Raw genomic sequence first — 13338 nt, 5'->3', positions numbered from 1 at the left:
AGCGACCACGGACGGACCTGCACGCTGGATGGAAAGAGCGTGCGGAGCGCCACCTGCGGTGCGTGCCTGACTTTACTTGAAACCCTGCAGGGCTGTTGCACTGGACGGAGCATAGATGGCAATCGAATACCGCATCATCCTCGATGATGAGCACGAGTTCAGCTACAGGATCGAGCCGGACCGAGCCTTTGATCACGAGGCCGCACGGCAGGCGCCGAAATGGACGCGCCTGGACCATCAGAAGTGCAATAACTGTCCGTTGAGCCGCGACGAGTTCAGCCATTGTCCGGCCGCCGTTGACCTGCACCAGGTCATCGAAGATTTCCAGGGGTTGCCAGCCGTTCGCAAGGCGCAGGTGCGCGTGCGTACACCGGAGCGGGAATACAACAAGCTGGTGGGGTTGGAGGAGGGGCTGCGGGCACTTCTCGGCCTCATCATGGCCACCAGTGCCTGCCCTGTGCTTGGCCGGCTCAAGCCCATGGCCCACCAGCATTTGCCATTCGCCAGCAATCAGGAGTTCGTGCTACGCGCGGTGTCGCTCTACCTGGCGCGACAGTATTTCAACCTGCGCGAAGGACGACATGCCGATTGGGAGTTGCGAGGATTGGTAAGGTCGTTCCAGGAGTTGCAGCTGGTCAATCAGGCATTCTGGCAGCGCATTCACGACACCTGTCAGGGAGATTCCAATCTGAAGGCTTTTCTGACCTTCTTCTCCATGGCTTCCAGCCTGACCTATTCATTGGAAACCCAGCTGCAGAAGATCCGGCCCATGGTCATGAGTGCCGGTGAGGATGTCGAAACAGCCTGAGCCAGCAGGCCCAGGCCCGGTATCACTTATTCGGCTTTCTTCAGGCGTACCGCGAGCACATCACAGGGTGCGCCGTGCAGGATGTCGTTGGCAGTGGAACCCAATAGCAGCGCAAGGCCATGGCGGCCGTGGCTGCCGACAACCACCAGGTCGCAACCTTGCTCTTTGGCCAGCCGGTGTATTTCCTGGCGTGGTTGCCCATAGGCCAGGTGCCGTTGCTCGGCCGTCAGGCCTGGATAGCGATCAGCGAATACCGCCAGACGTTCGCGGGCCTGATCGAACTGCTGTTGCTGGAGCATCGATAGATCCATTGGCACATCTCCACCAAAGGCCATCGCCATGGGTTCGATGACATGGACAAGCGCCAGTTTTGCACCGTTGGCGGTTGCCAATGCCTGGGCGCGCGCTACGACCGGATGGCATTCTTCGTTCAGGTCGGTAGCGACCAGAATATGCTGGTAGGTCATGGTGAATCTCCTGATGTCGGTTGCAACAAGTATGGCTTCTCGGCACGCAATCTGGGTTGCGGGGCTTTTTTTCAGCGTTTATACGGCGTTGGCCGCACTAAGGCCAGCGCGTATTACGTCACCTGAATAGCCGTGCCGGTGTTCTCGGCTGTTATCATGCTCGGCGTCAAAGCCGGGTCATTCATCCGGCCCGTCTCGAGACTGCCATGTTCCTGTTTGCCAACGATTATCTGCTTGCCTGGTCGGCCTATGGTGTCGCCGCGCTGGGTTGTCTCCTGGTCTGGTTTCGCATGACCCGCTCGATGTGGCGGTGGTTGCGCGAGCCGTTGCGGTTGGTCATGGCCGTGCTGCTGCTGACCCCGACGATCGTCGATCCTGCGAAGGAGCTGTTTGCTCCAGCGATCGCCATTACGGCGCTCGATGTCCTGTTCAAGGTGGGCAGCAATGCCTGGCGCGCGGTGGCTGACCTGGCGCTCTATGGGCTGATCGCCTTCGCCTTGTATGGGTTATTCGTCGCTATACGCTGGCCGATCGAGCGTCGCTTGCAGCAGCGCCGCGTAGATTCGGCCAGCCATGACGACTCGCGTACTCTGCGTGAGCGGCTTGAAGACGACGGGAATCAAGGCTACCGCTCGGACAGTCGTTACCAGACCCGGACCGAGCCCAGACTCTGAATCGAATCTTCGCAGCCCAGATGCAGCGGGACCTAGCGGGAGAAGCGCATGTGTGAACTGCTCGGCATGAGTGCCAACGTACCCACCGATATCCACTTCAGCTTCACCGGGCTCATGCAGCGCGGCGGCCGGACGGGGCCGCACAAGGATGGTTGGGGCATCGCTTTCTACGAAGGCCGCGGTTTGCGTCTGTTCCAGGACCCTGTTGCGAGCTGTGAGTCTGAAGTGGCGAAGATGGTCCAGCACTATCTGATCAAGAGCCACGTAGTGATCGGTCATATTCGTCACGCCAATGTCGGCAAGGTAGCGTTGGTCAACACCCATCCTTTCGTTCGCGAACTGTGGGGCCAGCACTGGTGCTTTGCTCATAACGGGCAGCTGGCCGACTTCGCCCCCAGGCGAGGCTTCTATCGTGCGGTCGGGGATACGGATAGCGAAGCGGCGTTCTGCGATTTGCTCAGCCGCATACGCAGCCATTTTCCCGAGCGGGTAGACGGCGAAGATCTGTTGCCCCATCTGCTCGACGCCTGTGCTGGTTACCGTGCCCAGGGTGTGTTCAATTGCCTTCTTAGCAATGGTGAATGGTTGTTCAGCTTTTGCTCGACCAAGCTGGCGCAGATTACCCGCCGCGCACCTTTCGGTCCGGCTCAGTTGAAGGATGCCGAACTGACCGTCGACTTCAACGCCGAGACCACGCCGAACGACGTGGTAACCGTGCTGGCAACAGAGCCACTGACCGACAATGAGCAATGGGACATTCACCAGCCTGGCGAGTGGACGCTGTGGCGGCTGGGCGATTGCGTCGCGCGAGGGCAGGTGGCCTGATGCTGAGAAGTTATCTTCGCCTCACCTTGTTCGCCCTGGGATTGCTGGTCGGAGTCCAGGTGCCGGGTTTTATCCAGGCCTACGTGAACCACATCGAAGCGCGTCGCGCCGAAGCCCAGCAGGGGCTAACCGGGTTCCAGGACACTGCCGGGCGATTTTTCGAGGGCGATCTTAACGCTCTGGTTGAGCATTACCGCGCCAGTGAGGATCCGGTCATCCAGAGCGATGCGCGCAGTGTTTCCGCGCTGGTCGAACGTGCCAGGTTGCTGGACTGTGAGTGGCGAATCATGCAGGGCCCCTGGTATGCCCGGGCCTGGCATGTGGTGATCGGTGCGGATCGGGACCTGCGACGTCAGGTGTGGAGCAGCTACCGCTTCCAGGTCTTGCTGGCCCCCGAGGCGATAGCCTGGGGTATTTGCTGTGCGTTAATGCTGGCGTTTGTCATCGAGGGCATCTTCCTGGTGCTGAGTCGGGCACTGTTTCCTCAGCGGTACCGACGCCGGCGGCGCAGGTCTAGCCCGCTTCCACCGAAGCGGTAGTCTGGGCTGCCTGAATCCGCACTACTCGCGCACTCAGGCGGTATACCCACTCACCCAGACCTAGCTGAAGGGCAGGCAGACACAGCGTCAGAGGGATCATCCAGAGCAGATCGGTCCCTCTCACAATCAGCCTCACATTTCCCAGGGTCGCAGGCATGTCGGCAGCCTGCAGCAGCACGCCGATTACCCCGAGCCATATCAACGTGACTTGAGCGAGCTGCCAGCCGCCAAAAATCACATTGGCAATTCGTAGCCACGGGCGGTGCGCCGGCACCAGCAGTGCGCCTGACCACCACGCCAGCAATGTCATCGAGAACGTCATTTTCCACAGGGCAGGAAAAATTCCTCCATTGCCCAGTAAGAATGCATGCCACGGGGCTGCGGCCCAGCTATAGAGGCCAGACCGCAGCACCGCTAGAACCAAACGGAGATCGCTAACCGCGACGAGTGCCGTGAGTCCGGTTACTGCGGCAATCACCCAGCGCTGTCTCATTTATATGCATCCTTGCAGCGGTTAGCCGGAAACGGCCTATTTCGACAGGAACTTCATCCCTTCTTCCAGCCCGCTCAAAGTCAGCGGGTACATGTGGTCTTCAACGAGCTCCCGGACGATGCCGGTAGATGAGGTATAGCCCCAGGTATCCTTCGGGTAGGGGTTGATCCAAATGAGCTTCTTGTACTTTTCCATGAAGCGCTGCATCCAGACGTAGCCTGCTTCCTCGTTCCAGTGCTCGACGCTGCCGCCTGGCTGGGTGATCTCGTAGGGCGCCATGGCGGCGTCGCCAACGAACACCACCTTGTAGTCGGCGCCGTACTTGTGCAGCAGATCCAGCGTCGAGGTGCGCTCGGACGTGCGGCGGAAGTTGTTCTTCCACACTGACTCGTAGATGAAGTTGTGGAAGTAGAAGTACTCCAGATGCTTGAACTCGGTTTTACAGGCAGAGAACAGCTCTTCGCAGACTTTCACATGCGCGTCCATCGAGCCGCCGATGTCGAACAGGATGAGCAGTTTCACGGCGTTGCGACGCTCAGGTCGCATCTGGATATTCAGCAGGCCGCCGTCCTTGGCGGTATGGTCGATGGTGCCGTCCAGGTCCAGTTCGTCCTGCGCTCCCTGGCGAGCGAATTTGCGCAGGCGGCGCAGGGCGACCTTGATGTTGCGTGTGCCCAGTTCCACCTGATCGTCGAGGTTCTTGTACTCGCGCTGGTCCCAGACCTTGACAGCTTTGCCCTGACGTTTGCCGGCGTCACCGACACGGATGCCCTCGGGGTTGTAGCCACCGGAACCGAACGGGCTGGTGCCGCCTGTGCCGATCCACTTGTTACCACCGGCGTGTTTGCCTTTCTGTTCTTCCAGCCGCTTCTTGAATTCTTCGATCAGCTTGTCCAGGCCGCCCAGCGACTGGATCTTTGCGCGCTCCTCGTCGCTCAGCGAACGCTCGAACTCCTTGCGTAGCCACTCTTCCGGAATCAACGCCTCGATGTGCTGATCTAGATTTTCCAGGCCCTTGAAGTAGGCGCCGAAGGCGCGATCGAATTTGTCGAAGTGCCGCTCGTCCTTTACCAGAATCGCTCGCGACAGGTAGTAGAACTCATCCATGTCGGCGAACACGACGTTGTGTTTCAACGCGTTGATAAGGTCGAGCAGTTCGCGCACCGATACCGGAACCTTCGCGGCGCGCATCTCATTGAACAGGCCAAGCAGCATGGCAGAACCTCAAGCGTGCCTTCGTGGCGGCACCTTTGTAAGAGTGGTCAGCGGTCTTCGTCGTGCGTGGGCAGACCGTCGCGGATCTCGTACCAGTCCGCTTTGGAGTTCACGTAAATATGTTCCTGCGGTGGGGCGGGAAGGGGTGAATCGAGCGTACCGGCCGCAACACCCAGCTCGTGCTCGCGATTGTCGACGAATTGCAGATTGGAGCCGCAACGGATGCAGAACGTCCGGGTCACGTGTTCTGACGAGTGATAGACGCCCAACTGGTCCTTGCCAGAGAGAAAGTGAAACGCGTCCAGCGGAACGCCTGCATAAGTGGCAAAGGCCGCGCCGTGGGTCTTGCGACACATTTTGCAGTGGCAATGGGTCAGCTCGTTGATTGGCGCGTCAATGCGATAGCGAACGACGCCGCAGAGGCAACTACCGGTATGCGTTTGCATGGATCTTCCTCCAGTAAGTGAGGCGTCCGGTTCCCTTGAACCGACGCGGTCAACGGCTGGCGCGACGACTCATGAACGCCAGACGTTCAAGCAACTGCACGTCCTGCTCGTTTTTCACAAGCGCGCCAGCCAGCGGCGGGATTGCGCGGGTAGGGTCGCGCTCGCGCAGGACGGCTTCGCCAATGTTGTCGGCCATCAGCAGCTTCAGCCAGTCGACCAGTTCGCTGGTGGACGGTTTCTTCTTCAGCCCTGGCACCTTACGTACATCAAAGAACACATCGAGCGCTTCGGCCACCAGATCCTTCTTGATACTGGGGTAGTGCACGTCAACGATCCGCTGCAGCGTGTCACGATCGGGGAACGCGATGTAGTGGAAGAAGCAGCGACGCAGGAAGGCGTCAGGCAGTTCTTTTTCATTGTTCGAGGTGATGATGATGATCGGTCGCTGCTTGGCCTTGATGGTCTCGTCCGTTTCGTAAACGTAGAACTCCATCTTGTCGAGTTCTTGCAGCAGGTCGTTCGGGAACTCGATGTCGGCCTTGTCGATCTCGTCGATCAGCAGGATGACGCGCTCTTCGGATTCGAACGCCTCCCACAGCTTGCCCTTCTTGATGTAGTTGCGCACATCGTGGACACGGTCGGAATCCAACTGCGAGTCGCGCAGCCGACTCACCGCATCGTACTCATACAAACCCTGATGCGCCTTGGTGGTCGACTTGATGTGCCAGGTGATCAGCCGCGCGCCGAACGATTCGGCCAGCTGCTCGGCCAGCATGGTCTTTCCGGTACCGGGTTCGCCTTTCACGAGGAGCGGACGTTCCAGGGTGATGGCGGCATTCACGGCAAGCTTGAGATCATCAGTAGCGACGTAGGACTGGGTGCCTTCGAACTTCATCGGGGTTTCCTTGGGTCGGGCCTGGCACGCAGGCGCTTCATGTGGATTTGAGACCGCCGACTATAAGTGATGGGCGTTCCAGTGTGAACGTGAGCGGATCATTCAGTCACTGAATGGCCGCTGCTCGCGGCGACGTCCTCAGTCAGCATCATCGGCAAGGGACCGTTCGAAACGCGCGGAGAAGGCTTCGACGAAGGCGTTGCGCAGGATAGCGACAAACGCCTGAAACGGGCTGACATCAGCGTTCTTGGTGCTGCCGGACAGTTCGACCCGCGTGGCGAACTGGTCCTTGCTCTGGTTCTGCAGCACTTCCTCGCCGCCGCCAACAACCGCTTCCCAGATCCCGCGGAAGAAACCCTTGTCGTCGTTTTCGACGTCCTGTTCAAAGTTGAATACTTCAACGTTGCGCAACAGTGGCTTTATATAGCCGTCCAGTTGGCTGTTATTCGCCTCGGCTTCCACCACCAGGTCACCAGTCCCAGCTGCGAAGTCGAAATTTCCATATGCACTGGCAAAGTCGTTCAGCTTGGTCAGGTCCAGTCCGGTCAGGCGCAGGCTGAACTGGAAATCCTCCCAGTCGGTGTAGGGATCGAACCGGGCAGTGGCTTCGATTGGCGCCTGGTTGAACATTTTTGCCCTGCCATTGAACCGTGCCACGCGACCTTGCTCCTGATCCGCCGTGTTGGTCAGGTTGAAGAGGCTTGCATTGATCGCATTGGCATAGACATGCACCGGTGGATCAGCCTGAAAATTGCGAAAGGAAACCTGGCCGTCGACAATCCTGAGCTCATTAAGGGTGAAAGGCATCAGGTCGTTGACACGGTCCCGCCAGTCGACCCCATCCCCGGTCTGGGAATCGTTTTCCTCGTTGCCGTCTACAAAATTCAGGTGGGGCTGTTCCAGCACGATTTCACCGACCAGTGCCTGGTCCTTCCACAGCGCTCGCCAGCTCAGGCCGATGTCTATGGCGTTTGCGGTAAACAGCGGCGCCTGGACTCGCTCGTTCTTTTTTTCAATGATCAGATCGTCCGCTCGGTAGGCGCCACGCCACCAGGCTAGATCCACGTCTTCGATATGTCCGCGGTAGTCGCCCATGTCGGCAAGCTTGCCGTTCAGGTAGTTCAGTACTAGATACGGCAGCGCAAGATGGAGCACGAGCAGCAGCAAGGCGAGCGAGAGGAGGATGCCGAGCGGAAGTCGATAACGTGTTTTCATCTGGGCCTGACGGGTCGAGGGAGGTGGGCAGCTTGATTCTGGATGGACCTTGGCTGGCCGCCATGAGTTCGGCTGGACGAGGCACAAGACTGCGCTTAGGCTCATGGTCTGTTTTTTTCACGCAGGACATCGTCATGAGCCGCATCTTTGCTGACAACGCGCAGACCATCGGCAATACGCCGCTGGTCATGATCAATCGACTGGGGCCCAAGGGCGTCACCATCATGGCCAAGATCGAGGGGCGCAATCCGGCCTACTCGGTCAAATGCCGGATAGGCGCGGCAATGATCTGGGACGCTGAAGAGAGCGGTCGGCTCAAGCCGGGCATGACCCTGGTCGAGCCAACCTCCGGCAATACCGGTATTGGCCTCGCCTTCGTAGCGGCAGCCCGTGGTTACAAGCTGTTGCTGACCATGCCGGCCTCTATGAGCCTGGAGCGCCGAAAGGTGTTGAAGGCTCTGGGTGCAGAGCTGGTACTTACCGAGCCGGCCAAAGGGATGAAGGGCGCGATCGAGAAGGCGGCTGAAATTGCGGCATCGGATCCTGGCATTTACTTCATGCCACAGCAGTTCGAGAACCCGTCCAATCCCGCGATTCATGAGAAAACCACGGGTCCGGAAATCTGGAATGACACTGACGGGGGAATAGACGTACTGGTCGCTGGTGTCGGCACCGGCGGCACCATTACCGGCGTGTCGCGCTATATCAAGAACACCAAGGGCAAACAGATTCTGAGCGTCGCGGTGGAGCCGGTCAGCTCGCCTGTTATCAGCCAGACCCTGGCGGGTGAGGAGGTCAAACCCAGCCCGCACAAGATTCAGGGCATAGGAGCCGGCTTCGTTCCGAAGAATCTGGATCTGTCGATCGTCGACCGGGTCGAGCGTGTCGACGACGATGAGTCGAAAGCGATGGCGCTGCGCCTGATGCGCGAGGAAGGCATCCTCTGCGGTATTTCCTGCGGTGCGGCAATGGCCGCGGCTGTACGACTGGCTGAGAAACCGGAAATGCAGGGCAAGAACATCGTCGTGATCCTGCCCGATTCTGGCGAGCGCTATCTGTCGTCCATGCTGTTCTCCGATATGTTCGGTGAGCAGGAGTTGCAGCAGTAAGCCAAGCGCCGCGCTGGGCCGCGATGGCGGCTCTGGCGCAATGGCTATGCACGCAGCCAGGCCTGAGCGATCAAGGAACCTGGCCAGCTTTCATTGAGCCGTACCTCTGGATAGGCTCGGCGCTTTTCACGCAGCGAGAGCAACCACATGGCGCAGCATTCGCCAGATGTCGAGATTGCCAGACAGATCCTCCTGGGGTTCGACGATTATCGCGAGCAGTTCAGGCTGATAACCGAAGGCGCCAGGTCGCGTTTCGAAAAGGCGCAATGGCAGGAGGCACAGCGCGCATCGGCTGCAAGAATCAACCTGTACGAAGAAAAGGTGGGTGAGACCGCTGCGGTTTTGCGCGCAGCCTTCGAACCCAGCGTGCTGATCGATGTAGAGCGCTGGCCGCGGATCAAGGCCGAGTACATCGAGCTGATCAATCCGCGCTTCGACGATGAGCTGTCCGAAACCTGGTACAACTCGATCTTCTGTACGTTGTTCAGCCACGACTGTATCAATGACAGCACCATGTTCATCCACACCACGCGGCCATCGAATCGTGCCCAGCGGATGGCCCAGACACGGCGCTACCAGCCCGGCGGTGATTTGCGCGGTGTGCTTGAACAGGTTCTCACGGACTTTGCTCTCGATGTGCCTTACGCCGATAGGCCCGGCGATCTCGAGCGCCTGGAGGGGCAGCTTGAGGTGTCGCTGCCAGATTGGGTGTGCAGGGACCCGGAGCTGATCGTCGAGTTGTTTTCCTCGGTGCTCTATCGCAACAAGGGCGCCTATCTGGTCGGGCGCATCTTCACCCGGGATGAACAGTGGCCGCTGGTGATCCCTCTTTTACACCGCGAGGGTGTAGGGCTGGTTGCCGACGCTTTGATTACAGACGAGGCGGAAGTCTCCATCATCTTCTCGTTCACCCGCTCGTATTTCATGGTCGAGGTACCTATCCCGGCGGAGTTCATCGGCTTTCTCAAGCAGATCATGCCCGGTAAGCACGTTGCCGAGCTCTACACCTCGATCGGCTTCTACAAGCACGGAAAATCTGAGTTCTATCGCGCCCTGATCACTCACCTGGCCACCACTGACGACCGCTTCATCATGGCCCCGGGCGTGCGCGGCATGGTCATGAGCGTGTTCACGCTGCCTGGTTTCAATACGGTGTTCAAGATCATCAAGGATCGCTTTTCCCACACCAAAAACGTCAATCGCGCGACGGTGATCGAGAAGTACCGGCTGGTGAAGAGTGTCGACCGGGTAGGGCGCATGGCCGATACCCAGGAGTTCGCCGACTTCCGTTTTCCGTTGTCGAAGTTCGAGCCCGAATGTCTCGTGGAGCTGCTCGAAGTCGCGCCGTCCACGGTCGAGGTGCAGGGCGACACGGTATTGGTGCGCCATTGCTGGACCGAGCGGCGCATGACGCCATTGAATATCTATGTCGAAAATGCCAACGAACAGCAGGTCGAGGAAGCCTTGGAAGACTACGGGTTGGCGATCAAGCAGCTCGCTGCAGCCAACATCTTCCCTGGCGACATGTTGCTGAAGAACTTCGGGGTCACTCGTCACGGTCGGGTCGTGTTCTACGACTACGACGAGATCTGCTTCCTGACGGAGGTGAATTTCCGCTACATCCCCGAAGCTCGATACCCGGAAGATGAAATGGCCTCTGAGCCCTGGTATTCAGTCGGGCCGAACGATGTCTTTCCGGAAGAATTTCCACGTTTCCTGTTTGCCGATCCAAAGCAACGACGGCTGTTCGCCAAGCTCCACGGCGAGTTATACGACGCCAATTACTGGAAAGGTCTGCAGCAGGCAATCGGCGACGGCAAGGTGATTGACGTTTTTCCGTATCGTCGCAGGGTTGCGGCATCCCGATAGTCGCGTCAGGCGAACGCTGGCTGGTTGTCGGGGTCGCTATCCATAGAGCCGGATGAAAGGCACGACGCCTGAACAATCTGCAACACCTGTCATCGGTCATGTTGCGGTTGTTGGGTTATGCTGGTCTCGAAGTCCCATGGCTCCACCAAGACCCGTATCAAGTAGGAGGGGTTAGACCATGAAAGCATGGCTCGATAGTGTGTGCTGGAATCTGGCAGTGGCGCTTGGGTTTGTTGAACCGCCGAAGTTGCAGCCTATCCCGGTGCAAGCGCAACGAGACAGGTCGGCAGCCCAGCGTCGCTGACACGGCGAGCCGGGCGTTGACTCTCAACGCCCCGGCATCACCACACCACCTTTCTCAATCGCTCGCTGGTAGGCGGGCCTTTTGCGTATACGTTGCAAAAACTCGGTGAGATTGGGGCGGCTAGCGTCTAGGCCTGCCCTTGATTGGGCTGCTTCGATGGGAAAACTCATCTGAATGTCCGCGACGCTGAAATCGTCTCCAGCGAACCAGCATGATTTCCCGAGCTCGTTTTCCATATAGTCCAGATGGAGCTTCAGCTGCGGGCCGATGAATGCCTGGTTGGCGCCTTTGGCTATTGCCCGCGCCACGGGGCGGATGAAGAAAGGCATCGGCCCGTTTGCAACACGGTCGAATACCAGTCGGAGCAGCAGTGGTGGCATGGCTGAGCCTTCGGCATAGTGCATCCAGTAGCGAAAGCGAAGGTATTCAGCGGAGCTGGCCGCTGGTGTCAGTTGACCGTCACCATAGTTCCCGACCAGATATTCAAGAATCGCTGCCGACTCTGCCAAGGTGAGGCCGCCATCGGTAATGACAGGCGATTTCCCCAGCGGATGCACCTGCTTCAGCTCAGGCGGAGCCAGCATCGTTTTCGGGTCGCGGGCATAGCGCTTGATCTGGTAGGGCACGTCAAGCTCCTCCAACAGCCAGAGCACGCGGTGCGAGCGGGATTTCTCCAGATGGTGAACCGTTATCATGGGTACATGCCTCCCGGGCATCGATGGGTAGGCAAGCATAGCCTGCTGCCGCCTGCATGCTCTGTCAGATGTGAGAGGCCATAGGAGAAGTCATGCCCCGTCCGCGATGCCACCGCTGTCAGCGTCCGGTTAGTCACTGCCTGTGTGAGCTGATTCCCTCGCTTGTGAGCGTTACGCAAGTGCTGATCCTGCAGCACCCCAGCGAAACCGCTCATGCCCTCAACACCGCTCGGCTGGTATCCCTGGGCCTGAGCCAGGCGGAGTTGCTGGTTGGCGAGTCGTTCGATTCCTTGCCCGATGATGGCTGCGACAACTATCTGCTGTTTCCGGGGCAGGATGCCGTGCCGATCGAAAGACTGGCGGACCGCGACACACCGCTACGGCTGGTCGTCCCCGACGGAACCTGGCGAAAGGCACGCAAGCTGCTCCATATGAATCCTCGGCTGGCAACTTTGCCACGCGTATCGCTACCGGCGGGGCTCGTCTCTCGTTATCGCTTGCGTAAGGCCCCGGCCCCTGGTGCGCTGTCTACGCTTGAGGCAATCGTCACGGCGTTGAACATGCTTGAGGGCCCCGGGCGTTTCGATGCCTTGTTGCGTCCGTTCGAGGCACTGATCGAGGGCCAGATCGATGCCATGGGCGCCGACACTTATCAGCGCAACCACGTCTCCCAGCGCTACGTAGGTCTCAGCGAGGTGGAAGAGTCTTGAGCCGGAGGACATACAGGCTAACCAGTGTGGCACTGGTCAGCATTCCGATGCGGGCCCAGAACATCGGTACCAGCCAGCAAGACACGGCAATGCTCAACCACATGGTGGTAATGGCGTACACCTTGCCTTTGAGAGGAATGCCATTGCCCTCCAGGTAATCGCGAAACCAGGGGCCGAGCCGGGGGTGCATCACCAGCCAGTCGTAGAATCGCCTTGAGCTGCGGACGAAGCAGGCGGCGGCGAGCAGAAGAAATGGAGTGGTTGGCAGCACGGGTAGAAAGATGCCAATGACGCCAAGCGTTACGCTCAACCAGCCAAGCACCAGTAGCGCATAGCGCGCCACCGGGTTGCGATACGTCGGGATATCGCGGTGTGCCACGGTGGCTATCCGGGTGTCAGTGCCGGCGGGGCTTGAGCAGGGCCGGTTTTTCCTCGGGTGCGTGGCAGATCAGGTACAGCGCAGTAAGGATTTCAGGGATCTGTGAAACCATTTCATCCACAAGATCGGGATCGGAGGCGATGTCAATGAACTCTGGTTGCTCGTCGAACAAGCCCGAGCCGACCATGATCGGCAAGAGCAATTCGCTGACTTCTTCCTCAGCATCTTCGAACCAGACGGATTCACGCATGAAGACGCCTTCCATGAAACCGATGCACCAGCCACGTAGGTCCGACTCGTCCGGCTCATCACCCATGTCCAGCTCGCAGGGAAGCTCCATGTCTTCGTCGCTGGCCAGCTGGCGCGCAATGTGTGCCTTGAGTTGGACCAGCGTCGCCTCGATGGCGTCTCGCTCGGTGTCATCGGCATACTTGGGCGGCTCGGCGAACAGGGCGTCGATCCATTCACGTTCCGGGACCTGCTCCGAGCAGATGCACAGGGCTGTCAGGTAGCCGTGCGCGGCGATGTAATCCAGCGCCTCTTCATGCAGATCATCTGCATCCAGAAACACTTGCAGGCGGGCGAGTTGCTCGGCGAATGACATCGATGGCTACCTTGGATGGGAAACAGCAGTGATTCTAGACGAGCTGCGGGTTGCAGGCTACCGCGCGCGACATGCCGCCTGGCCCCAGCAA

17 protein-coding genes are annotated in these 13338 nt (G+C 59.1%); 8 read left to right on the top strand and 9 right to left on the bottom strand.

What is annotated here, in order from left to right:
* The first annotated feature begins 115 nt into the window (after positions 1–115).
* Positions 116–808: a DUF6901 family protein gene (locus AC4LFW_RS09915; protein WP_491818883.1), complete on the top strand. Its 693-nt coding sequence runs from the start codon at positions 116–118 to the stop codon at positions 806–808.
* A 26-nt stretch (positions 809–834) separates the two neighbouring features.
* Here AC4LFW_RS09915 and AC4LFW_RS09910 read toward each other — a convergent pair whose 3' ends face one another.
* On the bottom strand, positions 835–1275 hold the full coding sequence (locus AC4LFW_RS09910; RefSeq protein ID WP_491818882.1) for a universal stress protein: 441 nt from the start codon (positions 1273–1275) through the stop codon (positions 835–837).
* 206 nt (positions 1276–1481) lie between these two features.
* Between AC4LFW_RS09910 and AC4LFW_RS09905 the strand changes: the two genes are divergently transcribed.
* Genes AC4LFW_RS09905 through AC4LFW_RS09895 form a run of 3 tightly spaced genes read left to right on the top strand, consistent with a single transcriptional unit; the run spans position 1482 to position 3313 of the window.
* Positions 1482–1949 (top strand): MFS transporter, encoded by a 468-nt coding sequence (locus AC4LFW_RS09905; protein ID WP_491818881.1) that lies wholly within the window; start codon positions 1482–1484, stop codon positions 1947–1949.
* A 48-nt stretch (positions 1950–1997) separates the two neighbouring features.
* The gene (locus AC4LFW_RS09900; protein WP_491818880.1) at positions 1998–2774 is read left to right on the top strand and encodes a class II glutamine amidotransferase; all 777 of its coding nucleotides are present in this window, start codon (positions 1998–2000) and stop codon (positions 2772–2774) included.
* Positions 2774–3313, top strand: coding sequence for a DUF2937 family protein (locus AC4LFW_RS09895; RefSeq protein WP_491818879.1), 540 nt, complete (start codon positions 2774–2776; stop codon positions 3311–3313). Before AC4LFW_RS09900 ends, AC4LFW_RS09895 begins: the two co-directional genes overlap by 1 nt.
* On the opposite strand, the gene AC4LFW_RS09890 is transcribed toward AC4LFW_RS09895, so the two are convergent.
* The 5 genes from AC4LFW_RS09890 to AC4LFW_RS09870 all read right to left on the bottom strand — a co-directional run bounded on the left by AC4LFW_RS09890 (position 3288) and on the right by AC4LFW_RS09870 (position 7577).
* Positions 3288–3806, bottom strand: coding sequence for a hypothetical protein (locus AC4LFW_RS09890; RefSeq protein WP_491818878.1), 519 nt, complete (start codon positions 3804–3806; stop codon positions 3288–3290). The genes AC4LFW_RS09895 and AC4LFW_RS09890 overlap by 26 nt on opposite strands.
* A 36-nt stretch (positions 3807–3842) precedes the next feature.
* The gene (locus tag AC4LFW_RS09885; protein ID WP_491818877.1) at positions 3843–5021 is read right to left on the bottom strand and encodes a vWA domain-containing protein; all 1179 of its coding nucleotides are present in this window, start codon (positions 5019–5021) and stop codon (positions 3843–3845) included.
* A 47-nt stretch (positions 5022–5068) separates the two neighbouring features.
* Entirely contained in the window at positions 5069–5467 is a 399-nt protein-coding gene (locus AC4LFW_RS09880) for a GFA family protein (RefSeq protein ID WP_491818876.1), read from the bottom strand.
* 49 nt (positions 5468–5516) lie between these two features.
* On the bottom strand, positions 5517–6362 hold the full coding sequence (locus AC4LFW_RS09875) for an AAA family ATPase (RefSeq protein ID WP_491818875.1): 846 nt from the start codon (positions 6360–6362) through the stop codon (positions 5517–5519).
* A gap of 138 nt (positions 6363–6500) precedes the next feature.
* A complete protein-coding gene (locus tag AC4LFW_RS09870; protein ID WP_491818874.1) occupies positions 6501–7577 on the bottom strand; it encodes an AsmA family protein in 1077 nt (358 codons plus the stop codon).
* Positions 7578–7711: 134 nt separating this feature from the next.
* Between AC4LFW_RS09870 and cysK the strand changes: the two genes are divergently transcribed.
* From cysK to AC4LFW_RS09855, 3 genes are all read left to right on the top strand, one after another.
* Positions 7712–8686 (top strand): cysteine synthase A, encoded by a 975-nt coding sequence (gene cysK / locus AC4LFW_RS09865; RefSeq protein WP_491818873.1) that lies wholly within the window; start codon positions 7712–7714, stop codon positions 8684–8686.
* 147 nt (positions 8687–8833) lie between these two features.
* Positions 8834–10555 carry a bifunctional isocitrate dehydrogenase kinase/phosphatase gene (gene aceK, locus AC4LFW_RS09860; protein ID WP_491818872.1) on the top strand — a complete coding sequence of 574 codons (1722 nt, stop codon included), beginning with the start codon at positions 8834–8836 and terminating at the stop codon, positions 10553–10555.
* 178 nt (positions 10556–10733) lie between these two features.
* Complete coding sequence (locus AC4LFW_RS09855; protein WP_491818871.1) at positions 10734–10859, top strand: PA1414 family protein; 126 nt, start codon at positions 10734–10736, stop codon at positions 10857–10859.
* A gap of 23 nt (positions 10860–10882) precedes the next feature.
* Here the strand turns inward: AC4LFW_RS09855 and AC4LFW_RS09850 are convergent, their stop codons facing one another.
* Positions 10883–11554, bottom strand: a complete 672-nt coding sequence (locus AC4LFW_RS09850) for a glutathione S-transferase (RefSeq protein ID WP_491818870.1) — start codon at positions 11552–11554, stop codon at positions 10883–10885.
* Between the two features lie 92 nt (positions 11555–11646).
* Here AC4LFW_RS09850 and AC4LFW_RS09845 point away from each other — a divergent pair, with 92 nt between their 5' ends.
* On the top strand, positions 11647–12264 hold the full coding sequence (locus AC4LFW_RS09845) for a tRNA-uridine aminocarboxypropyltransferase (protein ID WP_491818869.1): 618 nt from the start codon (positions 11647–11649) through the stop codon (positions 12262–12264).
* Here AC4LFW_RS09845 and AC4LFW_RS09840 read toward each other — a convergent pair.
* Together AC4LFW_RS09840 and AC4LFW_RS09835 are read right to left on the bottom strand one after the other, a co-directional pair.
* A complete protein-coding gene (locus AC4LFW_RS09840) occupies positions 12242–12643 on the bottom strand; it encodes a YbaN family protein (protein WP_491818868.1) in 402 nt (133 codons plus the stop codon). The genes AC4LFW_RS09845 and AC4LFW_RS09840 overlap by 23 nt on opposite strands.
* A 16-nt stretch (positions 12644–12659) precedes the next feature.
* Positions 12660–13247, bottom strand: a complete 588-nt coding sequence (locus tag AC4LFW_RS09835) for a UPF0149 family protein (RefSeq protein ID WP_491818867.1) — start codon at positions 13245–13247, stop codon at positions 12660–12662.
* Positions 13248–13338 lie beyond the last annotated feature (91 nt).

It is taken from the genome of Stutzerimonas sp. C6.4V (assembly GCF_058536345.1).
Note: the sequence above shows the minus strand (reverse complement) of the source record. Positions and strands in the feature narration are given on the sequence as shown.